The organism is Bacteroides neonati, from assembly GCF_000499785.1.
GTDB classification, from domain to species: domain Bacteria; phylum Bacteroidota; class Bacteroidia; order Bacteroidales; family Bacteroidaceae; genus Bacteroides; species Bacteroides neonati.
In genome coordinates this window covers 269,325-290,681 of the sequence record NZ_HG726021.1, presented here as the reverse complement: position 1 = coordinate 290,681, position 21,357 = coordinate 269,325, and the positions used below count along the sequence as shown (strand labels likewise).

Genomic DNA, 21,357 nt, shown 5'->3' with positions numbered 1-21,357 from the left:
CATATTGTTATTACTATAACTAACTCAAAAAGTAGATTAATGAAGAAATTTATAATGAATAATATTCTCCCCCTGGTGGGTGGAGTGGTTGGAGCCCTTGCGGGATACTTGTACTACGTGTTTGTAGGATGCAACAGCGGCTCTTGTCCCATTACATCCTCGCCCGTTATGAGTATTATCTGGGGTGCAGTGATGGGTGCTTTGCTCTTTAGTATGTTTGATAAAAAGAAAAAATCAAATTAAACCCAATTAAAAATGAAGAAGCTAATTGTGCTGGTGGCATGTATGGCAGGAGCTTTGTTGAGCTCATGCAGTGGACAAAAAGACGGAAATAACAATAATAAAAAGGAAACAACAATGAAAACGATCAATTTAACCAAAGAAGAGTTCTTAACCAAAGTCGCTAATTTTGAAGCAAGCCCCAATGAATGGAAATATTTAGGCGATAAACCCGCCATTGTCGATTTCTATGCTTCGTGGTGCGGACCTTGTAAAACCATCGCTCCCATTCTCGAAGAATTGGCTCAGGAATATGGCGATAGCATTGTGATTTATAAAGTAGATACGGAGACAGAAGAGGAGTTGGCTGGGGCGTTCGGCATCCGCTCTATTCCTTCGTTGCTTTTCATCCCCATGAACGGGCAACCACAAATGGCACAAGGAGCCATGCCAAAAGCTTCCTTTAAAGAAGCAATCGACAAGGTGCTCTTAAATAAATAAAACCTCCTATAAGCTTGCATGCAAGCACGCTGGCAAAGACTTCGTTACATCTGGTAACGAAGCCTTTTGTTTTAACATTGTTAATCGTTTTACCCCTTTGGTATCTTCTTGTATGCAAGAGTACGTAGTTTTGGTATCAATGAATACGTATTCTTTGTATGCAAGAGTACGTAGTTAACGCTGTGTTAATATACTAGTCTTTTAAACAGAGAAATACCTAATGTTGAGAGAGCCGCTCGAAACATTAAAAAAGAAATAGTATAGAAAAAAAGTCTTTTTTTAGTCAGGATTTTGATGTAGTTCAGACTATGTAATTGAAGCGACACTCCCAAGGTGGTGACTTCAATATTTAATCCTAAAAAAATAAAGACGTATGAGAATTGTTAAACTATTCATTTTAATTATTATGACAGCCGGTACTTTAGCAGGCAATGCTCAAAATGCAGAACAAGGAATTCGCGTTGGCGATAAAGCGCCCGATTTTACGTTGAAAGATCAAAACGGGAAAGAGGTTAATCTTTATCAATTATTAAAGAAAGGACCGGTAGTACTCAATTGGTATCGTGGCGGCTGGTGTCCCTATTGCAATTTGGAGCTGAAAGGATTGGCAGACAAGGCGATGGAAATAACCCAACTGGGAGCTACGTTGATTGCTCTTTCGCCAGAGCTTCCCGATAGAAGCCTGACAACCATCGAAAAGAACGCTCTTCCTTTTACGGTATTATCAGATGCGGACAACAATGTGGCTCGTCAGTACGATCTGGTTTTCAAACTCGATACTGAAACGGCCAATCGGTATGAAAGCAAGTTCGGGTTAAGTCAATACAATGGCAATGACAATGCCGAATTGCCCATTCCGGCTACCTATATCATCGACCAGAAAGGTATAATACGGTATGCTTTTGTTAATCCCGATTATAAGAAAAGAGCCAACCCGGAGGATGTTGTGATGCAATTAACACAGCTTGTCCGGAGTGCGAACAATAACAAGCTGGTATTGGTATGGAGTAGCGATGATCCGATGGTGGCAGAGCGGGTGGCCCTCATGTTTCCGCATGCGGCACAGAAGAGCAAATGGTTTTCGGAAGTAACATTGGTTGTATGGGGTCCTTCGGCCAAGTTGATAGCCAATGATGCTGCCTTACAGAAAAAAATAGGGCAAATGCAGACCGATGGAGTGAAGGTAGAAGCCTGTATCGCTTGCGCAACTGCTTATGGAGTTGTCGATAAACTTAAAGCACTCAATTACGATGTATTGCCGATGGGAGAACCTTTGGCAAACTACCTGAAGAGAGGCTATCAGGTAATAACCTTTTGAATTGGCATTTGTAAGAACCTTAAATCCGCAGTCATATTATTTTCAGAGAATCCAAACACTTGAGGATGAATAACATCCTCAAGGTTTGGTTATGTCACAAGATTCACCTAAATTAGTGCTACCAAACAAACCATAAAGGTACTTGTGCATATGACAACAAAAATAGCCATAAAATCAGATAATATCACTCCTTTTGGGGGTATATTTTACGCAATGGATGAATTTTCTCGTTTAGGACTGAATTCCGTGATCGATAAATCTTTAGGATTACGTTCTTCCTACGCCGGTTACCAATATAGCGAAATTATTTCGAGCCTATTTTGGATCTACTATTGCGGCGGTGACCACATCGAAGATATCGGCAAACACCTTGGCAAACATCTTGAATTACGCCCGGATACTGAAATCCCCAGTCCGGATACTTTATTGAGAGGCATAAAAGAACTCGCAGAATTGGATATCCACTATACTTCCCAAAAAGGAGCAAGCTATGCTTTCAATAAGGCGGAACAGCTTAATAGTTTGATGCTCGATATGCTCCTTCAAACAGAACAACTCAAGCCAAACACGCTTTATAACTTGGACTTCGACCACCAGTTTATTCCCACAGAAAAGTATGACACTCAGTATTCTTACAAGAAAAAACGTGGTTATTTCCCCGGCACGGCAACTATTGGTGGTAACATTGTTGGTGTGGAAAATCGGGCCGCAAACGCAAATGTCCGTTTTCGTCAAGCGGATACGCTCCAACGGACTTTTCGTCGTTTGGCCGATAGGGGAATATTCATAGACCGTTGCCGGATGGACTGTGGTTCTTATTCGGAAGAGATTATCCGTATGACACATGGCTACTGCAACAAGTTCTACATACGAGCCGGCAAATGTCAGTCTCTGTATGAAGAAATGACGAAAATCACAGATTGGAAAAAAGAAGAAATCAACTTCGAGAATTATGAAGTGACCTCCATACCTTTTACTTCCTTTTTGCAAGAAGAAAACTACCGACTTGTTATTCAAAGGCAAAAGCGTAAGGACAACCAATTGGACCTATTTGATGGTGAATACACCTATCGGTGCATCTTAACCAATGACCATGAAAGTTCTGAAAAAGACATTGTACTCTTCTACAATGCTCGTGGAGCCTGTGAAAGAACATTCGACATGATGAATAACGATTTCGGGTGGAGTCATCTTCCCTGTTCATTCCTCAAAGAGAATACAGTATTCCTGCTACTTACAGCCATGGCTAAAAACTTTTATGCTTACCTTATTGAGAAGGTTGCAGCCGTGTTTGAAGATATTGAACCGGTAAGCCGAGTCAAACGATTTATCTTTCGATTCATTACAGTTCCTGCGAAATGGGTAAAGACAGGCAGACAATGGGTACTCAATATTTATTCCGACAAACCATACAAGTTGCTTTGGAGTCCGTAAAAACAACTTTTCGTGGGATTACTTATGCCTTCAGCTAACTGGGGAAAGGGGAAGCTATGCCCTATAACCTGAAATCAAGGAGAAAAGCAGGGGGAAAAGCTACGAGTAGGAACTATTAGGTGAATTAAATCGCTATTTGAATCAGTTATAAATTAGCTGCGGATTTGAGGAAGAATAATAATAGCCGATACAGATGAAAAATAATCGTGGAAAACTTATCTTTGCGTAAAAGAAGATAGATATGTCACACCCTCAATTAACAGATGCTCTGTTTGAGAGCCTGATAGAAACTTATTCTAAAAGGCTCTTGAATAGGGCATACTATTTGCTCTCAAATAAAGAAGATGCCGAAGATGCCGTTCAGGAGGTTTTTTTGGTAGCTTATGCCAAAAGAGATTCTTTCTCCGAAATACATTCGGTCGAGGCATGGCTGTTGGGAATACTTTATCACAAAGTAGTCGATATGTATAAAGAGCGTTATCGCAAACCCATGGTCGATCTAAACTTTGAACATGACTTCGACCGAAACGGCGAGTGGAGGCAAACCGATGTAGCCAACGTATGGGCGGAATCACCCAAATCTCTCGACGCATTATTAGATGATACCGATTTCAGGCAATCTTTTTACAGATGCCTCGATAATTTACCTCCACAATGGAAAGTAGCGGTTAAGCTCTGTTATCTCCGAAGCAAAAAAGCAGGTGACATCTGTAAGGAATTGAATATGACTTCGACTGCTTACTGGAAGCTGCTTCAACGCAGCCGGTTGCAGTTGAGAGAGTGTATAGATCTGAATTGGTTTAGTAAATAATTGTGTTATGTACAAAAGAATCATACATCTATTTGTCCTCTCTTGTCAAAAAGCCACCTTTTTGATAGAGAAGCAGTTGCACACACCGTTGTTGCCACTGGAGAAATGGCAACTTCGAACCCATTTGTCACTGTGCAAATACTGTACGGCTTATAAGCACAAAGCGGTATTTTTGGATAATATAATGGCCGATGAGAGAACGGCGGATGAGAGCAATCATTCATTTTCGGAGCAAGAAATCGATCGTTTGAAAGAAAAATACAAATCTTTAAGCGTAAATCGGCGCAAGCTTTGCAAATGATAAGACTCACTGCAAAAGCCTGTGCCGATTTGTAGTATGGCCTTATGCGGTTGCAGACCTATACTTTTGCTTGTTGCATACGGTGTTTTCTGCGGTTGCGCATAAAGAAATATCCCACGGCTATAAGCACAAATAAACTGATGCCGATCAGTACCTGCGATGTAGTAGCACTGCTGCGTTGCGCTTCGTACACTTCCAGCCGCTTTTGTACGGTTTGAATAATACCGCGTGAACTGAATGTAGCACCACTTACGGCATCTACTTGTTTGGCCAAGGCTTCTTGTGGTGTCAAGCCGTTCCATGCGTTGAGTAAACCGCCATCAATGGCTATCTGTACATAAGCGGGGGTGTCTTTGTTCTTCAGTAATTTAATATCGCTTATCTTGCCCGAATCATTGAGCGTAATCTCCAAAGGAGTAGGTCCGGCAAAACCGATTATTTTATCTGTATATGGACTTGATTGCAATACAATGGGTTGACTCATGAAAACATCTCTTTTATTCCCTTGTCGAGGGTGTGGGGTTTATAATTGATTTCTTGTTGTGCTTTGGCAATGCTCAGTCCGCTGAAACGGGGACGTGGCGTACTCTCTTGCATCTCCTCGGTCGTAATCGGTTGAATGAGCGAACGGTCGAGCTGTAAAAGATCGGCTACCCGGTAAGCCATGTCGGCAATCGTCACGCAGTCGCTGCCACAAAGATGGTAAACGCCATTGCCCGGATGAAACATCAGTTGCTCAATACCCCGGGCTACATCGCCCACAAAGGTAGGTGTGCGCCATTGATCTGACACAACACGGATGCTCTCTCCGGCTCTCAGCTTATTGGCTACCAGTTGCAGTATATTGCCGTGTTGTCCCGGCAATGCTTTGCCATATACCACCACCACACGGGCTATGGCGTAGTTGCGGCAAATGGCTGCAACACGTTGTTCGCCTTCGAGCTTGGTTACTCCGTAGAAGTTAATGGGATGGGGGAGATCGGTTTCTACATACAACTTGTCTGTTTGTCCGTCAAATACAAAGTCGGTCGATAGGTGGATGAAGCGGCTATTGTACTGTTCGCAGGCACGTGCCAGTTGCTCCACGGCTGTTACATTGACTACGTGCGCCTCCTCTTTATGGGTTTCGCAATAGTCGGGCACCGAGAGTGCCGCCGTATTGATGACAACATGCGGACGCACCTCTTCGAATAGGGCTGTTACGGAGATGGCATCGCGTATGTCGGTACGGATAAAACGGTGTTGCGGGTTCGGATCGATGTCTTCGTTCAGCGAACACCCAATGACGTTGTATGCCTTATTGGCCGACAGGTCATTCAATAGACGACGTCCGGTAAAACCATTGGCGCCGATAACCAGAATTTTTTTCATCTTTTGTTGGGGTTAAGGATAATATGATCCGCGTCCTTGTTGCACTTCGATACGAATGCCAAAAGCACCATTGCCGGATTTAAGTTCGAAAGCACCTTTGAAGTTGTTTTTCTCCCAAGGCAAAGCGCTACGGTTGGGTACCCGGTATCCATCGGCATTGTACTCGCCGTAGGTATTGATACGCATACCGTTCTTCAACTTAAAGCTTCCCATTTGAAGTTGATCGGATGTTGAACCGAATGCTCCGAATCCGCCAAATGCCCCGAACCCGCTTCCATAAGAGGTAAACACGTTCGACAAACCTTGCGTCATGGTAACATTGGGATCGAGACTGAATAATTGGTTGTAGTCTTTGGCCGGTTTGCCCGGATCGAAGTTAAATTTGGGTACTTTGGGAGCCTGTACAGCCATTAGTCCCATGTCGAGCAGAAATCCTCCGAATTCCTTATAATTACCCGCAGGCGAACGACGAAGAGAGTCGGAGGGTAGCTCCGTCTGAGCAGATACTGCAACAGCGAGCAGCAGTAAGGCAAAGAGTAAGAACAGCTTTTTCATATCCGTGGGGTTTGTTGTCTACGCAAAGATATGAAATTATCTTATAGGCCTTCCGCCTTTTATTTCTTTTTAAAGTTTATAACCGGATAAACTACGGGAATCGTTTTCCACTTCCCCCGTATCGGATCGAAAATCCGTTCCATGCCGCCATGTACTTCGAGCCAATCGGTTACCTTCAGCTCCATGATGGCACCGTAATAACTTTGTGGAGCAAGCGGAGTCAAGTAGCCTCGTGTGGAGTTTTGCTGTCCGTAGAGAGAGTACTGTCCTATCAGCCTGATTCTAAGTCGTTCATTGATGCGAAAGCCGAGTGCCGCATTAATACCCGCATCCAATTGCAACCCGTGTACAAAGGATGGCATACTGTATTTGGTTGCATACAATCCTCCGGTTATATCCAACCGTTCGCTGAGCCGATAGGTATAAGAACCTCCTGCTTCGATAAAAGTGCCTATGGTGGGATAGGTGTTGAACGTACTGTACGTATTCAAGTAGCTATCGGGTGTCAGTAGAAATATATCGTATTGATTGTAGTCATTGGCAAACGGATTGCCACCCGTTCCCAACCGAGGTGTGGGCCAGGGAGTGTGCAGAAATTCGGGTGTATGAATCCGAAAGGTGCTGTTCTCTTCTGAAGGTTTGGCAAAAGTAGATACGGGTTCTACTCGATCGGGAAGGATAAAATCGTTTTGATTCGTTCGTACGGTTTGGCGTCCTGTTTCCTGAATGGCAGGTACTTTGTCGGGCAGACGCTTTACGCTGTCATTAGCCACTTCGGTTTGTGCAAAAGCCGGAGTTGCTGTGGCGAGTACTAGTAAACAACTGAATAAAATCTTTTTCATATGTTTGCTTCTTTAAGTTGCTCAATTTCTCCCCGATCATTTGATTTTCAGTCGATCGCAATCAGTCTATAGTCGAATATACCCCAAGGGTAAGACAACAAAAAACGACAAAATAAAATGGTATTTTCATATTCACAAAGATAAGTGGAAAGCGGATAGGTTGTCTCTTTGAGTGATACTAAATAATATGCTTTATAACAGTAGGTAACACTACGTAAGTAGGCGATAACAAAAGGGTGTTGTTTTTCTTCCCTGCCCGACAACCGGACGTTCGTCCTCCTATTGAGCTATAAATTTGGAGGTTACAAAGAGAAAAAACGTCAGGAGGTAGATACGTCGCGCTTCAAATAACGCCTCGATGAGTCACCGCCCGATGCGCAATGCCATCATTCTGTACTCAAAACTCTCTCCGATCGAGTGTTAATACAGATTTAATTTGTACTTTTGCATGTATAATCTCATAACCCTTTACAACATGAAAGCAGATATAGAAATTGCTCGTGAGACAGAACTGACTAAAATAAAACAAGTAGCAGAACACATCGGCATTCCACGTGACGAAGTCGAGAACTATGGCCGCTACATCGCCAAGATTCCCGAACACCTTATCGATGAGGAGAAGGTGAAGAGAAGCAACCTTATTCTCGTAACTGCCATCACTGCCACCAAAGCCGGTATTGGTAAAACCACCGTTTCCATCGGACTGGCATTGGGGCTTAACAAAATAGGCAAGAAGGCTATTGTGGCGCTGCGCGAACCTTCGTTGGGGCCGTGCTTCGGTATGAAAGGTGGAGCTGCGGGTGGTGGATACGCACAGGTATTGCCCATGGAGAAAATCAACCTGCACTTTACAGGCGATTTTCATGCCATCACCTCGGCACACAATATGATATCGGCTCTGCTCGATAACTACCTTTATCAGAACCAATCCAAGGGATTTGGGTTGAAGGAGATTCTTTGGAAACGCGTGCTCGACGTTAACGACCGTTCGTTGCGAAACGTCGTGCTTGGACTGGGTGCCAAGACCGATGGTATCACACGACAGTCGGGTTTCGACATTACACCCGCTTCGGAGATCATGGCTATTCTTTGCCTGTCGAAAGACCTTGACGATCTTCGCCGCCGCATTGAAAACATCCTGCTCGGTTTCACCTACGACGGTAAGCCCTTTACCGTAAATGATTTGGGAGTGGCAGGTGCTATTACTGTATTGCTCAAAGACGCTATTCACCCCAATCTGGTGCAGACGACCGAGAACACGGCAGCCTTCGTTCACGGTGGTCCATTTGCCAATATCGCGCACGGATGTAACTCGTTACTAGCTACCAAAATGGCTATGACCTTTGGCGACTATGTAGTGACCGAGGCCGGCTTTGGTGCTGATCTGGGTGCAGAGAAGTTCTATAATATCAAATGCCGCAAGAGTGGCTTGCAACCTCGTCTGACGGTGATCGTAGCCACTACACAAGGATTGAAGATGCATGGTGGGGTGAGCCTCGATCGAATCAAAGAACCTAATATGGAAGGTTTACGCGAGGGGCTGCGCAACCTCGACAAGCACGTGCGTAATCTGCATTCGTTTGGTCAGACGGTGATTGTAGCCTTCAACCGCTATGCTACCGATACGGACGAGGAGATGGAATTGCTGCATCAGCACTGCGATAAGCTGGGAGTTGGTTTCGCTATCAACAACGCTTACAGCGAAGGAGGCGAAGGAGCGGTCGATTTGGCACGGTTGGTAGTCGATACCATCGAGCAGAAACCTTCGGAACCGTTACGTTTCACCTACAAAGACAGCGACAGCGTTGAGCAGAAGATCGAGAAAGTTGCTTTAGGGCTCTATGGTGCAAGTGTTGTTACGTATAGCAGCGAAACCCGCAAGAAGATAAAGCTGATCGAAGAGATGGGTATCGCTCATTATCCGGTGTGTATTGCCAAAACGCAGTACTCTTTCTCGGCTGATCCGAAGATCTACGGAGCGGTCAATAATTTCGAATTCCATATTAAAGATATCGTTATCAACAACGGAGCCGAGATGATTGTAGCTATTGCCGGAGAGATTATGCGTATGCCCGGGTTACCCAAAGAACCCCAAGCCAAATACATCGACATCGTAGACGGACAGATCGACGGACTGAGCTAACTGTTTCACAACAGAGAACACAGGGAGTAATTCACCATATAGGTCGCAGAGATTGACATTATTATAAAGAGAGAGGAAACCAAGTTTATTAACTAAACTCAGTTTCCTCTCTCTTTCTTTATCTGATTCCTTCTTTTTTTCCCTCTGTGTCCTCTGTGGTTAATAAGCAAAGATCGGATACTTTTCCATTGTCTTGTTCACACGGCTGCGTACCTGTGCAATGACTTCTTCGTTGTCTACATTAGACAAAACAGTCTCGATCATTTCGGCAATTTCGAGCATTAGGTCTTCCTTTGCACCACGGGTCGTGATGGCAGGTGTACCCAAGCGGATTCCCGATGTTTGGAAAGCCGAGCGGCTGTCAAACGGTACCATGTTTTTGTTGGCAGTAATATCAGCTGATACCAATGCCTTTTCGGCTACCTTACCTGTTAGTTCGGGGTATTTGCTGCGCAGGTCTACCAGCATCGAGTGGTTGTCCGTACCACCCGAAACGATGGTGAATCCACGATCTACCAATGCCTGTGCCAGTACGGCGGCATTTTTCTGTACCTGTTTCTGGTACTCTTTATATTCGGGTTGTAAGCATTCGCCGAAGGCTACAGCCTTAGCAGCGATCACATGTTCGAGCGGTCCGCCTTGTACACCGGGGAACACGGCCGAGTCGAGCAATTGTGACATCATTTTCACTTCACCCTTCGGAGTGGTTTTTCCCCATGGGTTGGGGAAGTCCTTGCCCATCATGATAACGCCTCCACGGGGTCCGCGTAGGGTTTTGTGGGTAGTAGAGGTTACAATGTGTGCATACTTCACCGGGTTTTCAAGTAGTCCGGCAGCAATTAATCCGGCAGGGTGTGCCATGTCAATCAGCAAGATGGCACCTACCTTGTCGGCTATTTCGCGCATACGGCGATAATCCCACTCGCGCGAGTAGGCCGATCCACCACCGATAATCATTTTCGGTTGCTCGCGTAGGGCGATCTCTTCCATTTGGTCGTAATCTACCCGTCCGGTTTCCTGATTCAAGTTGTATTCGCAAGGAGTATAGATGATGCCCGAGGTGTTGACCAGCGAGCCATGCGAGAGGTGTCCGCCGTGCGAAAGGTTCAATCCCATGAACTTGTCGCCGGGGTTCAGTACAGCCAAAAATACGGCAGCATTGGCTTGCGCACCCGAGTGAGGCTGTACGTTGGCCCATTCGGCTCCGAAAATCTCTTTCAAGCGGTCGATTGCAATTTGTTCGCTTTGATCGACTACTTCGCAACCGCCGTAGTAACGTTTGCCCGGATAGCCCTCGGCATACTTATTGGTTAAGCATGAACCCATGGCCTGCATAACCTGATCACTCACAAAGTTTTCTGATGCAATCAACTCGATACCTTTGAGCTGACGTTGATGTTCTTTTTCGATGATGTCGAAGATTAAATCGTCTCTTTTCATTCCGTATTATAATAAAAATAAATATTATTGGAGATTCGTTGTTAAGCGTACAAATATATAGAAAAAGAATGATAATCTGATGAAAAAAAGTAAGAATAGTCTATTAAAAAATAACACCAAGTGAGAAACTAAGCACATTGTCGCGGCGGTGAAACGTGATATCACTTACCCCCAGACTTCCGTCGGGGTTCAAGCTGTCGTAGGTAACCGACTTGGAGATGTTGCGCACCCCTTGTTCGTAGCGGAAATCGAAGAAAATACGCGAAATGTTGACTGCTACACCTACCACTATATTGACGTTGAACGGGTATAGCTCTTCTCGAATGCCTTTTTGATCGAAGTTGTCGAACGTGATCGTGTTCTGTTTCCCCCAGATATAGCGCAACTTAGGTCCGGCAAAGAGTGACATGCCATAAGGGCCTTCTTTAACTACGTTGTATCCGTACAGCACCGGAAAGTCGATGCTGTGGATACTCGATGCCACTGATGCATATTCGGGTTCGATGTCGGGGTGTTGCGATCCCAGCTTATCAAACGTGATCTCGCACCGGCTGATGTTGTACGATATCTCAGGTTGCAGAAAGTGCTTCTTCATATTGAGGCGCATGAAGAACGCACCGAAATATCCGATCTGAAAATTATTTTGAATCTCGTCGATGGTTACGTCTTTGATCTTAAAATCCGACACCAGAAACATAGACGAGTTGAAACCCGCCTTGATTCCGAAATTTACTTTTCGGGTATTGGGACGTTCTATCTTATCCTGATGTGTCTGTTGTGCATTGACCCAACCGATCATCAAGAGGGATAATAAAAGAAGAAGCGTTCGTCTCATAAGCGTATGGTTTATTTCTTTTTCTTTTTCTTATGGACCGACCAGCCGAACCTGCCTATCTTGCTACCCAGTTCGTAGTAGCCGCCATGCACGTAGACTAGTGGGTTAGCTTCGGCTAGCTCCAACTTGCCCGTTTGGAGGTTGAGGTGGCGTTCATCGGCTCGCACGTTCACAACGTCGGCGATGAACATATCGTGTGATCCCAGTGATACGATCTCCTTAACGCGGCACTCGATACACAGAGGTGATTCTTCGATAAGCGGCGCGCTAACCATGGTACTGGAGCCGGGGGTGAGCTTCATTTCGTTGAACTTATGGTAATCTTTACCCGACTTCACCCCGCACCAATCGGTGGCAAAAGCCATGTCGGCGGTGGTGAGGTTGATGACGAACTCCATGTTCCGCTTGATGATGTCGTACGAATACCGTTCGGGACGCACGGAGATATAGCACATCGGTGGGTTAGTGCAGATCGTTCCTGTCCATGCTACGGTTAGTATGTTGTACTCGTCGGGATGACTACCGCAGCTCACCATAACGGCGGGCAGCGGGTAGATCATTGTTCCGGGTTTCCAGTCTTGTTTCATTCAATATTTTGTTAGATGATGGTAAACTCTTCTTTGCGTTGCTCTTTTTCGCAATAGTGGCATTTTACAACGCAGTTCTCTTTGTCTGACACATGAAACAGTGTTTCCATAGGTTCGTTGTTAGTGATGCACTTGGGATTGGCACACCTGAGTATACCCTTGAGTTCGTCGGGCATTTGTACCTCTTTCTTCTCGACCACTTTATAGTCGCGAATGATGTTGAGTTTAATATGCGGTGCTACTACCGAAATGCGGTTAATCTCTTCGTCGTCGAAGAATTTATCGGCTATTTTGATGATTCCCTTCCGTCCCAATTTCTTGCTGTCGAGGTTGAACCCGATGGTGATGTTGTTGTCCATGTGTTCTAGTCCCAATAGCGAAACCACCGTAAAGAGCCGGTTGCTGGGGATGTGGTCGATAACCGTTCCGTTTTTGAGAGCGGCTACTTGCAATTCTTGATTATTCTGATTCATATCACTCTTTGATGTCTTCTAATGTTATACCTAATACGTCGCACAATATTGCTTCGCGGGCATACAGCCCGTTAAGTGCTTGTTGAAAGTAGTATGCTTTGGGGCTTTCGTCTACATCGTATGCAATCTCGTTGACACGGGGTAGGGGATGGAGTATACGCATATTGTCGCGCGTGCCTTCGAGCATCTTCTTACGCAGGATATACACATTTTTAACTCTTTCGTACTCCATCAGGTCGGTAAACCGTTCGCGTTGCACGCGAGTCATGTAGAGGATGTCAGCCTCAGAAATCACCTCTTCGTTGAATTCAGTATGCTCGATGTACTTGATCCTGTGCTCCTTGCAGTAGAGTTTGTACTCTTCGGGCATTTTCAGTTCTTCGGGCGCGATGAAGTGAAATGTAGGGTTGAAGTGGCGCATGGCCATCAGTAGCGAGTGTACGGTGCGTCCGTACTTGAGGTCGCCCACTAAGTAAATATTAAGATTTTCGAGCGTTCCTTGCGTTTTGTAGATGGAGTAGAGGTCGAGCATGGTTTGCGAGGGGTGTTGGTTCGCTCCATCTCCGGCATTGACAATGGGCACGGGTGCCACTTCGCTGGCATAACGTGCCGCTCCTTCGAGGTAGTGCCGCATCACGATGATGTCGGCATAGTTGCTAACCATCATAATCGTGTCTTTCAGTGTTTCGCCTTTCGACGAACTGGTTGCTTTCGGGTCGCTGAATCCGATTACCCGTGCTCCCAATCGGTTGGCAGCAGTTTCAAAACTCAGGCGGGTGCGGGTGGAGGGTTCAAAGAACAGGGTTGCCACGATTTTTCCTTCAAGAATCTTTCGGTTCGGATTCTTTTCAAACTCCTTGGCCATTTCCAGCATATAGAGTATTTTCTCTTTCGAATGCTCTGCGATGGTTACTAAACTTCTGTTTTCCATTCTGTTATCTTTGTTGTTGATAGAACTTGTTTTCAGTCTGTAAAGATACGAAGAAAAAAGGCGAATCACAAGTGGAAAGCGACGTTTTTTACTGTTTTTCGCTGGCTCTTGGCGTATTCTTGGAGATGTTTTGTTGCTTTTGGAGGTGCTTTTTTCAGAGTGTTTTTTTTTATTGCGAATGAGTGGCGTAATTGCTCGGGCACGAATAGTGCGCTTGTTTTAAACGAACGGCTTAGACGGCGTATTTGTTTTGGGTGAACCGTACGTCCGTTTAGTAATTGTCGGTCTTATTGTTTCTGTTTTAGTGAAATGTTACCCCAGTTGCTTTTTTGTTTATTTTGGGACGATAAGCCACATAGAAAAGTGCCTTTATTTGGCTGTTTGCCGAATTATAGCTATCTTTGCGTCAAGTATTGATAACACTGCAAATCAACGAGAATGATTAAAAAAATTATAAAAGCCCTTTGGGTTTTTCTGGCAGCCATGGTGTTGCTATGTGTCGTTATTTTCGCCTCCATTTCGTACGGATGGATTGGCTATATGCCTCCTGTTGAGGAGCTTGAAAATCCTAACTACAAGTTTGCCACCGAGGTGCTTTCGGAAGACGGTAAAGTGCTCGGCACCTGGTCTCTCAGTAAAGAAAACCGAATTTATACTGCTTACAACGAATTGTCGCCTAACATTGTCAACGCTCTGATCGCTACCGAGGATGTGCGTTTTGCTGATCACTCGGGCATTGACATGAAAGCTCTGGTTCGTGCTGTGGTTAAGCGCGGACTACTCTTTCAAAAAAATGCCGGTGGGGGTAGTACTATTACTCAACAGCTTGCCAAACAGTTATTCACCGATGAAGTTGCTAAGAATTCCTTGCAACGCCTTTTTCAAAAGCCCATTGAATGGGTGATAGCTGTGAAACTTGAACGCTACTACACGAAAGAGGAAATTCTGAGTATGTATCTTAATAAGTTTGACTTTCTCAACAATGCTGTGGGTATTAAAACGGCTGCTTACACCTACTTTGGTCGTGAGCCCAAAGACCTCACCATCGAAGAAGCTGCTACCTTGGTCGGTATGTGCAAAAATCCGTCGCTCTACAACCCGGTGCGTTTCAATGAACGTTCGAAAGGGCGTCGTGATGTGGTGCTCAGTCAGATGGAAAAAGCGGACTATCTTACCGAGCAAGAACGCGATTCGCTGCAAGCCCTACCCTTGAAATTGGCCTACCACCGGGTCGATCACAAAGAAGGATTGGCCACTTACTTCCGCGAATACCTGCGCGGAATGATGACTGCCGGTAAACCTGATCGTAGCGAGTATCGTGCATGGCAGAAACAGAAGTACTATGAAGATTCACTCAACTGGGAAACCAATCCTCTGTACGGCTGGTGTGCCAAAAACAAGAAAAAAGACGGTAGCAATTACAATATTTACACCGACGGGTTGAAGATATACACCACCATTGACTCGCGCATGCAGAAGTATGCTGAAGAGGCGGTAGAGGAGCATTTAGGAGGATACCTACAACCGCAATTCTTCAAGGAGAAGAAAGGACGTAAAAGCGCTCCGTATAGTAAAAATTTAACTACTGAACAGGTGGCGCAGATTCTCGATCGCTCTATGAAGCAAACCGATCGCTATCGGTTGATGAAAGAGGCAGGAGCCTCTGAGGCCGAGATTCGCAAGGCTTTCAATACCAAACAAGAGATGACCGTGTTTTCCTGGACGGGAGACAAGGATACCATCATGACTCCAATGGACTCGATTAAGTACTACAAGCACTTCCTGCGTGCCGGATTTATGTCAATGGATCCTATCAACGGATATGTCAAAGCCTACGTGGGAGGTCCCAATTATACGAACTTCCAGTACGATATGGCCATGGTAGGTCGTCGGCAGGTAGGATCGACCATCAAACCCTATCTCTATGCCTTGGCGATGGAGAACGGATTCTCGCCTTGCGATCAGGTGCGCCACGTAGAGCAAACGCTGATCGACGAAAACGGAACACCTTGGACACCGCGCAATGCCAACAACAAGCGTTACGGCGAAATGGTGACTATCAAGTGGGGACTGGCAAACTCGGACAACTGGGTGACGGCTTACTTGATGAGCAAACTCAATCCCTATGCCTTGGCCGGATTGATCCATAACTTCGGGGTGCGCAACCGCGAAATTGTACCTTCAGTATCGCTCAGCCTCGGCCCGTGCGAAATATCAGTGGGTGAGATGGTGAGTGCCTATACCGCTTTTGCCAACAAGGGTATTCGGGTGGCACCGCTCTTCGTAACCCGCATCGAAGATAGTGACGGCAACGTGATATCGACCTTCACTCCGCAGATGGAGGAGGTTATCAGTGCCTCGACCGCCTACAAAATGCTTGTGATGCTGCGTGCCGTGATCAACGAAGGAACCGGTGGACGTGTGCGTCGTCTGGGTGTTCCCACTGCCGATATGGGCGGTAAAACGGGTACGACCAACTTCAATGCCGATGGTTGGTTTATGGGCTTCACCCCTTCGCTTGTATCAGGCGTATGGGTGGGAGGCGAAGATCGCGACATTCACTTCGATGGTATGGCCTACGGTCAAGGCGCTTCGCTGGCACTGCCCGTATGGACGAAGTACATGAAGAAAGTATTCGACGATAAGTCATTGGGCTATGACGAGAAAGAGCGGTTCAAGTTGCCCGAGGGGTTTGATCCCTGTGCCGAAGCGTCTGGTGAGGGAGTAGTGGTCGAAGAACCGGGGTTGGATGAACTCTTTAACTAATAATCGCCAAGCGCTCTGCATCGGCAGTAATTACGAGCCGGAGCAGAACGTGGCGTTAGCGCGTGCCCGATTGCAGCAACTGCTTCCGGGCATTCGTTTTGCTGCATGCCGCTACACGGAACCGCTGCACATGACCCATTCTGCCTCGTTTCTCAATCAGGTAGCCGTGTTCGACACCGATCGCCCCATCGCAGAGTTGCGTGCTTTGTTCAAAGCGATAGAGCACGAAGCCGGCCGTCTGCCCGGCGACAAGAAGCGCGAGCGCGTATGTCTCGATATTGATTTGCTATACTACGACAACAACATCTTAAAGCCTGTCGACATGGAGCTCGACTACGTGCAACGGGGACTGAATGAGTTGTCAAACAAAAATAATGATATGAAATTTTTAGGAATAATCCCTGCTCGGTATGCATCCACCCGCTTTCCGGCAAAGCCACTGGCGTTGCTCGGTGGAAAAACGGTAATACAACGGGTGTATGAACAGGTGGCGGGTGTCCTCGACGACGCCTATGTGGCGACCGACGACGAACGCATCGAGGCGGCTGTGAAAGCTTTTGGAGGTAAGGTGGTAATGACCTCGGTCGATCATAAAAGCGGAACAGACCGCTGCTATGAGGCCGCTTGCAAGATCGGAGGCGATTTTGATGTGGTGGTCAATATTCAGGGTGACGAACCATTCATTCAATCCTTGCAGCTAAACGCCGTCAAAGCCTGCTTCGACGATGCCACTACGCAGATTGCCACATTGGTCAAACCCTTTGCCGCAAGCGATACCGTGGCTGCGCTGGAAAACGTGAACAGCCCCAAGGTAGTGGTCAATCGCAACTGGAATGCACTTTACTTTAGCCGCTCCATCATTCCCTATCAGCGCAATGCCGACAAGCAGGAGTGGTTGCAACACCACACTTATTACAAGCACATCGGGCTGTATGCTTATCGCACCGAGGTACTCAAGGAAATTACCTCGTTACCTCAATCGTCGCTCGAAGTGGCAGAGTCGCTTGAGCAGCTCCGTTGGCTTGAAAATGGCTACACTATCAAGGTGGGCATCAGCACGATCGAGACGATAGGGATTGATACACCCGAAGATTTAGCTCACGCCGAAAAGTATTTAAATACCCTGCCATGAACCGTACTCTGCCTCCCGAAATACAAGACCTGAAGGAGTTCAATCTTCTTCCACCCGTTCGCACTACGCTGTCCAACGGGGTTCCGCTTACTATCGTCAATGCCGGAGAGCAGGAGGTGGTACGCATTGATATTCTCTTTGCCGGTGGCCGCTGGCACCAGTCGCACCGTTTGCAAGCCTTGTTTGCTAATCGAATGCTACGTGAAGGATCGCGCAGTTTTACTGCTGCCGACATAGCGGAGAAACTCGATTACTATGGTGCGTGGCTCGAACTATCCAGTTCGTCGGAGTATGCTTACATCACCCTCTACTCGCTTAATAAATACATCACCGAAACAGTAGCGATACTGGAGTCGATCATCAAAGAGCCCGTGTTTCCCGAAAAGGAACTCGGCACAGTGCTTGAGAACAATGTGCAGCAATTTTTGGTCAACCGCTCGAAAGTCGATTTTTTGGCACAGCGCAGCCTGCTCTGCTCGCTTTACGGGGCGGGGCATCCCTGTGGACAACTGATCGAAGAGGCCGATTACCGTAACATCAACGTGCCGATGCTGCAATCGTTTTACGACACCTATTATCATTCAGGCAACTGTTCCGTGTTCCTAGCGGGCAAAGTGACCGACGAGGTGGTATGCTGCATCGAACGGGCCTTTGGTACAGCTCCCTTTGGGCGGTACGATCAGTTGCTGGTCGATACCCACTATACGTTTGAGACGGTGCAGAATAAGCGTATTTTTACCGAGCGCGATGATGCCATGCAAAGTGGGGTGAAGCTGGGTGCTACCACACTGACTCGGCAAAACCCTGATTACTTGAAAATGCGCGTGCTTATGACATTATTCGGAGGATATTTCGGTAGCCGCCTCATGTCGAATATTCGTGAAGAGAAAGGCTACACCTACGGCATCTCTGCCGGTATTCAATGTTACCCCGATAGTGGAATGCTGGTCATCAGTACCGAAACCGACAACGAATACGTAGAGCCGCTTATTAAAGAGGTCTACCACGAAATAGACCGTTTGCACAACGACCTCGTACCCGAAGAGGAGCTCACTTTAGTGCGCAATTACATGCTGGGCGAGATGTGCCGCAACTACGAATCGCCCTTCTCGCTGTCGGATGCCTGGATGTTTATCCAGACTTCGCATCTCGACGACAGTTATTTTTCGCGCTCGCTGCAAGCGTTGAAAGAGGTCTCGCCCGACGAGCTTCGCGAATTGGCACGCCGCTATTTCTGCAAAGAGACATTAAAAGAGGTCATCGCAGGTAAAAAGATAGGCTAAAAAGGGACAAAAAATAGGGATTTTGACACGGAATTTGTATCTTTGTAAATCACATATACTTAATAATAATTCGTAAATGTAACTCAATGAAATATATATATACTGCACTTCTGTTTGCTTGTATGACGCATGGAAATGCCGCTGCACAAGACAAAGGGGGCTTCTTCGGAAAAATAAAAGACTCCTTTTCGACAGAAATTAAAATCGGAAACTACACCTTTAAAGATGGTTCGGTTTACATCGGCGAGATGAAGTCGCGTAAGCCTAACGGCAAAGGAATCACTACCTTTAAGAATGGTGATAAGTACGAAGGAGAGTATGTTAAAGGCAAGCGAGAAGGGTTTGGTATCTACACCTTCCCCGATGGCGAGAAGTACGAAGGGCAGTGGTTTCAAGACCAACAACACGGCAAAGGAATCTTTTATTTCATGAACAACAACCGTTACGACGGAATGTGGTTTCAGGATTATCAGCATGGCCAAGGCATTATGTACTACCACAACGGCGACCTCTACGAAGGCAACTGGGCAAACGACAAGCGCGAAGGCCAAGGTACTTATACGTGGAAGAACGGGGCACAATACGTAGGCGGATGGAAGAACGATAAGAAGAGCGGCAAAGGCGTCATGAAATGGGACGATGCCAGCAAATACGAAGGTGACTGGAAGAACGATGTGCGCGACGGAAAGGGTACGTTCGAATATACTAACGGCGATAAGTACGTAGGAGACTGGTCGGAAGATATGCAACACGGCAAGGGTATCTACTTCTTCCATACTGGCGACCGCTACGAAGGGGCTTACCTGCAAGGCGAACGCACCGGAGCCGGGATCTACCACCATGCCAATGGCGATAAATATGTAGGCAACTTTAAAGACGGTATGCAGGACGGACAAGGAACGTTTACTTGGGCCAACGGCGCTGTGTACGAAGGAAGCTGGAAAGATAATAAACGCAGCGGTCACGGTGTGTACAAGTGGAACAACGGCGATACTTACGATGGAGAATGGAAGAACAACCAACCCAACGGTCAGGGCACACTGGTGCTGCAAAACGGCACGCGTTATAAAGGCGAATTTGTAAACGGTTTCGAAGAGGGCAAGGGTGTGCAGGAAGATAAGGACGGGAATCGTTACGACGGATTTTTTAAGCAAGGCAAGAAGCACGGTCCGTTTGTCGAAACAGATGCCAAAGGAAAAGTGATCCGCAAAGGTACCTATACATTTGGTAAACTAAACTAGCCGAAACACACACATCTAACTAAAAATGGCTGCACAAGTTAATTCTGTGCAGCCATTTTTTAGTTGAATATCGGAGTAGAAATGCTCCTTTACGATTTTAGAGTACGTATTGCGAGCTGATCGACTCGTTGTTCATTACGCGCTTGATGGTTTCGGCAAACATGCTGGCAATGCTCAGTTGTTTCACCTTGTCGCATTTTTTAGCGTAAGGAATACTGTCGGTGAATACCATCTCGGTGAGTGCCGACTCTTGTACGCGGAACGAGGCCGGATCGGACATCACACAATGGCTGGCAATGGCACGTACCGATTTGGCACCCGCTTCGAGCATGATGTTGGCTGCTTTGGTAATCGTACCTGCCGTATCGACAATATCGTCGATCAAGAGTACATCTTTGCCTTTTACATCACCGATAATTTGCATGGTGGCTACCTCGTTGGCTTTCTCACGCGATTTGTTGCACAGTACCAATGGCACACCCAGGTATTTAGAGTATGTGCTGGCTCTCTTAGAACCGCCTACGTCGGGGGTTGCAATCACCAGACTGTCTTCCAAGCCATTCTCCAGCTCCAACGACTGGATGTAAGGAAGGAATACGGCCGAAGCATACAGGTGGTCTACCGGTATGTTGAAGAAGCCTTGAATTTGATCGGCATGGAGGTCCATGGTGATTAAACGGTCGATACCTGCCACCGACAGCAAGTCGGCTACCAGCTTAGCGCCGATAGATACACGGGGTTTATCTTTTCTGTCCTGACGGGCCCATCCGAAGTAAGGAATTACTGCTACGACGCTCTTGGCCGATGCTCTTTTGGCTGCATCGATCATCAATAACAATTCCATCAGGTTGTCGGAGTTGGGGAAGGTAGATTGAACCAGGAAGACATGCGCGCCACGAATGGACTCTTCGTAAGAAACGGCAAACTCTCCGTCGGCAAAGTGGGTGATATTCATGTTGCCCAGCGGACAATTCAGGCTGGCGCAGATTTTCTCTGCCAGGTATCTCGAATTGGTTCCCGAGAATACCATAAAGGGTGCTTTTTCGCTCATTTTGTAATAGTTGTTACCTATTTGTTAATTTAGGCGCAAAGGTAGGAATTCTCTAAGCATTATAAAAGAGTTATCGTAGAAAAAAACATTTTCGGCTCAACTTATCAGAAATATTTGTAGATT

Annotated in this window: 21 protein-coding genes and 1 pseudogene; 12 read left to right on the top strand and 10 right to left on the bottom strand. The window is 46.4% G+C overall.

Annotated elements, in window-relative coordinates:
* Window positions 1-39: 39 nt before the first annotated feature.
* The 6 genes from TY03_RS10625 to TY03_RS10600 all read left to right on the top strand — a co-directional run bounded on the left by TY03_RS10625 (window position 40) and on the right by TY03_RS10600 (window position 4,584).
* Window positions 40-243, top strand: coding sequence for a DUF6132 family protein (locus TY03_RS10625; protein ID WP_042369915.1), 204 nt, complete (start codon window positions 40-42; stop codon window positions 241-243).
* Window positions 244-285: 42 nt separating this feature from the next.
* Window positions 286-720, top strand: a complete 435-nt coding sequence (trxA, locus tag TY03_RS10620; RefSeq protein ID WP_394330884.1) for a thioredoxin — start codon at window positions 286-288, stop codon at window positions 718-720.
* A gap of 373 nt (window positions 721-1,093) precedes the next feature.
* Window positions 1,094-2,038 (top strand): redoxin domain-containing protein, encoded by a 945-nt coding sequence (locus TY03_RS21860; RefSeq protein WP_081713089.1) that lies wholly within the window; start codon window positions 1,094-1,096, stop codon window positions 2,036-2,038.
* Between the two features lie 150 nt (window positions 2,039-2,188).
* Entirely contained in the window at window positions 2,189-3,472 is a 1,284-nt protein-coding gene (locus tag TY03_RS10610) for an IS1380 family transposase (protein WP_042366226.1), read from the top strand.
* Window positions 3,473-3,713: 241 nt separating this feature from the next.
* Window positions 3,714-4,283, top strand: a complete 570-nt coding sequence (locus tag TY03_RS10605) for an RNA polymerase sigma factor (RefSeq protein WP_042369911.1) — start codon at window positions 3,714-3,716, stop codon at window positions 4,281-4,283.
* A 7-nt stretch (window positions 4,284-4,290) separates the two neighbouring features.
* Window positions 4,291-4,584: a hypothetical protein gene (locus tag TY03_RS10600; protein ID WP_042369909.1), complete on the top strand. Its 294-nt coding sequence runs from the start codon at window positions 4,291-4,293 to the stop codon at window positions 4,582-4,584.
* Window positions 4,585-4,642: 58 nt separating this feature from the next.
* Here TY03_RS10600 and TY03_RS10595 read toward each other — a convergent pair whose 3' ends face one another.
* The 4 genes from TY03_RS10595 to TY03_RS10580 are packed head-to-tail and all read right to left on the bottom strand — an operon-like array spanning window position 4,643 to window position 7,352.
* Window positions 4,643-5,068, bottom strand: a complete 426-nt coding sequence (locus TY03_RS10595; protein ID WP_042369907.1) for an FMN-binding protein — start codon at window positions 5,066-5,068, stop codon at window positions 4,643-4,645.
* The gene (rfbD, locus tag TY03_RS10590) at window positions 5,065-5,955 is read right to left on the bottom strand and encodes a dTDP-4-dehydrorhamnose reductase (RefSeq protein ID WP_042369905.1); all 891 of its coding nucleotides are present in this window, start codon (window positions 5,953-5,955) and stop codon (window positions 5,065-5,067) included. Before rfbD ends, TY03_RS10595 begins: the two co-directional genes overlap by 4 nt.
* Before the next feature lie 12 nt (window positions 5,956-5,967).
* Entirely contained in the window at window positions 5,968-6,510 is a 543-nt protein-coding gene (locus tag TY03_RS10585; protein WP_042369902.1) for a hypothetical protein, read from the bottom strand.
* Between the two features lie 59 nt (window positions 6,511-6,569).
* Window positions 6,570-7,352, bottom strand: a complete 783-nt coding sequence (locus TY03_RS10580; RefSeq protein ID WP_042369901.1) for a hypothetical protein — start codon at window positions 7,350-7,352, stop codon at window positions 6,570-6,572.
* Window positions 7,353-7,827: 475 nt separating this feature from the next.
* On the opposite strand from TY03_RS10580, the gene TY03_RS10575 reads away from it, so the two are divergent.
* Entirely contained in the window at window positions 7,828-9,495 is a 1,668-nt protein-coding gene (locus TY03_RS10575) for a formate--tetrahydrofolate ligase (RefSeq protein WP_042369898.1), read from the top strand.
* Between the two features lie 159 nt (window positions 9,496-9,654).
* On the opposite strand, the gene glyA is transcribed toward TY03_RS10575, so the two are convergent.
* The 5 genes from glyA to pyrB form a co-directional block, all read right to left on the bottom strand.
* Complete coding sequence (gene glyA, locus TY03_RS10570; RefSeq protein WP_042369896.1) at window positions 9,655-10,935, bottom strand: serine hydroxymethyltransferase; 1,281 nt, start codon at window positions 10,933-10,935, stop codon at window positions 9,655-9,657.
* A 103-nt stretch (window positions 10,936-11,038) separates the two neighbouring features.
* Complete coding sequence (locus tag TY03_RS10565) at window positions 11,039-11,734, bottom strand: porin family protein (RefSeq protein WP_230201970.1); 696 nt, start codon at window positions 11,732-11,734, stop codon at window positions 11,039-11,041.
* A gap of 47 nt (window positions 11,735-11,781) precedes the next feature.
* A complete protein-coding gene (locus TY03_RS10560; protein ID WP_042369892.1) occupies window positions 11,782-12,357 on the bottom strand; it encodes a flavin reductase family protein in 576 nt (191 codons plus the stop codon).
* Between the two features lie 11 nt (window positions 12,358-12,368).
* Window positions 12,369-12,830: an aspartate carbamoyltransferase regulatory subunit gene (gene pyrI / locus TY03_RS10555; protein ID WP_042369891.1), complete on the bottom strand. Its 462-nt coding sequence runs from the start codon at window positions 12,828-12,830 to the stop codon at window positions 12,369-12,371.
* A 1-nt stretch (window position 12,831) separates the two neighbouring features.
* Window positions 12,832-13,761, bottom strand: coding sequence for an aspartate carbamoyltransferase (gene pyrB / locus TY03_RS10550; protein WP_042369889.1), 930 nt, complete (start codon window positions 13,759-13,761; stop codon window positions 12,832-12,834).
* A gap of 438 nt (window positions 13,762-14,199) precedes the next feature.
* On the opposite strand from pyrB, the gene TY03_RS10545 reads away from it, so the two are divergent.
* The 5 genes and pseudogenes from TY03_RS10545 to TY03_RS10530 all read left to right on the top strand — a co-directional run bounded on the left by TY03_RS10545 (window position 14,200) and on the right by TY03_RS10530 (window position 20,183).
* Window positions 14,200-16,527 (top strand): transglycosylase domain-containing protein, encoded by a 2,328-nt coding sequence (locus TY03_RS10545; protein WP_042369886.1) that lies wholly within the window; start codon window positions 14,200-14,202, stop codon window positions 16,525-16,527.
* Window positions 16,511-16,876 (top strand): annotated as a pseudogene (locus tag TY03_RS22875) (2-amino-4-hydroxy-6-hydroxymethyldihydropteridine diphosphokinase); the annotation flags it as partial. The gene TY03_RS10545 and the pseudogene TY03_RS22875, both read left to right, overlap by 17 nt.
* Before the next feature lie 30 nt (window positions 16,877-16,906).
* Window positions 16,907-17,659 carry a 3-deoxy-manno-octulosonate cytidylyltransferase gene (gene kdsB, locus TY03_RS10540; RefSeq protein WP_042370194.1) on the top strand — a complete coding sequence of 251 codons (753 nt, stop codon included), beginning with the start codon at window positions 16,907-16,909 and terminating at the stop codon, window positions 17,657-17,659.
* Window positions 17,656-18,942 (top strand): M16 family metallopeptidase, encoded by a 1,287-nt coding sequence (locus tag TY03_RS10535; protein ID WP_042369884.1) that lies wholly within the window; start codon window positions 17,656-17,658, stop codon window positions 18,940-18,942. The genes kdsB and TY03_RS10535 overlap by 4 nt, the downstream gene beginning before the upstream one ends.
* An 86-nt stretch (window positions 18,943-19,028) precedes the next feature.
* Window positions 19,029-20,183, top strand: a complete 1,155-nt coding sequence (locus TY03_RS10530) for an MORN repeat-containing protein (RefSeq protein WP_042369882.1) — start codon at window positions 19,029-19,031, stop codon at window positions 20,181-20,183.
* Between the two features lie 97 nt (window positions 20,184-20,280).
* On the opposite strand, the gene TY03_RS10525 is transcribed toward TY03_RS10530, so the two are convergent.
* Window positions 20,281-21,234 (bottom strand): ribose-phosphate pyrophosphokinase, encoded by a 954-nt coding sequence (locus tag TY03_RS10525; protein WP_042369881.1) that lies wholly within the window; start codon window positions 21,232-21,234, stop codon window positions 20,281-20,283.
* Window positions 21,235-21,357: the final 123 nt, after the last annotated feature.

Bases quoted from the DNA above. Each gene is read 5' to 3' on its own strand.
- TY03_RS10535 (WP_042369884.1), top strand. From the start codon at position 17,656: ATGAACCGTACTCTGCCTCCCGAAATACAAGACCTGAAGGAGTTCAAT.
- TY03_RS10565 (WP_230201970.1), bottom strand. From the start codon at position 11,734: ATGATCGGTTGGGTCAATGCACAACAGACACATCAGGATAAGATAGAA.
- TY03_RS10560 (WP_042369892.1), bottom strand. From the start codon at position 12,357: ATGAAACAAGACTGGAAACCCGGAACAATGATCTACCCGCTGCCCGCC.
- TY03_RS10610 (WP_042366226.1), top strand. From the start codon at position 2,189: ATGACAACAAAAATAGCCATAAAATCAGATAATATCACTCCTTTTGGG.
- pyrB (WP_042369889.1), bottom strand. From the start codon at position 13,761: ATGGAAAACAGAAGTTTAGTAACCATCGCAGAGCATTCGAAAGAGAAA.
- TY03_RS10600 (WP_042369909.1), top strand. From the start codon at position 4,291: ATGTACAAAAGAATCATACATCTATTTGTCCTCTCTTGTCAAAAAGCC.
- TY03_RS10525 (WP_042369881.1), bottom strand. From the start codon at position 21,234: ATGAGCGAAAAAGCACCCTTTATGGTATTCTCGGGAACCAATTCGAGA.
- glyA (WP_042369896.1), bottom strand. From the start codon at position 10,935: ATGAAAAGAGACGATTTAATCTTCGACATCATCGAAAAAGAACATCAA.
- TY03_RS21860 (WP_081713089.1), top strand. From the start codon at position 1,094: ATGAGAATTGTTAAACTATTCATTTTAATTATTATGACAGCCGGTACT.
- rfbD (WP_042369905.1), bottom strand. From the start codon at position 5,955: ATGAAAAAAATTCTGGTTATCGGCGCCAATGGTTTTACCGGACGTCGT.
- pyrI (WP_042369891.1), bottom strand. From the start codon at position 12,830: ATGAATCAGAATAATCAAGAATTGCAAGTAGCCGCTCTCAAAAACGGA.
- trxA (WP_394330884.1), top strand. From the start codon at position 286: ATGGCAGGAGCTTTGTTGAGCTCATGCAGTGGACAAAAAGACGGAAAT.
- TY03_RS10575 (WP_042369898.1), top strand. From the start codon at position 7,828: ATGAAAGCAGATATAGAAATTGCTCGTGAGACAGAACTGACTAAAATA.
- TY03_RS10625 (WP_042369915.1), top strand. From the start codon at position 40: ATGAAGAAATTTATAATGAATAATATTCTCCCCCTGGTGGGTGGAGTG.
- TY03_RS10605 (WP_042369911.1), top strand. From the start codon at position 3,714: ATGTCACACCCTCAATTAACAGATGCTCTGTTTGAGAGCCTGATAGAA.
- TY03_RS10595 (WP_042369907.1), bottom strand. From the start codon at position 5,068: ATGAGTCAACCCATTGTATTGCAATCAAGTCCATATACAGATAAAATA.
- TY03_RS10580 (WP_042369901.1), bottom strand. From the start codon at position 7,352: ATGAAAAAGATTTTATTCAGTTGTTTACTAGTACTCGCCACAGCAACT.
- TY03_RS10545 (WP_042369886.1), top strand. From the start codon at position 14,200: ATGATTAAAAAAATTATAAAAGCCCTTTGGGTTTTTCTGGCAGCCATG.
- kdsB (WP_042370194.1), top strand. From the start codon at position 16,907: ATGAAATTTTTAGGAATAATCCCTGCTCGGTATGCATCCACCCGCTTT.
- TY03_RS10530 (WP_042369882.1), top strand. From the start codon at position 19,029: ATGAAATATATATATACTGCACTTCTGTTTGCTTGTATGACGCATGGA.
- TY03_RS10585 (WP_042369902.1), bottom strand. From the start codon at position 6,510: ATGAAAAAGCTGTTCTTACTCTTTGCCTTACTGCTGCTCGCTGTTGCA.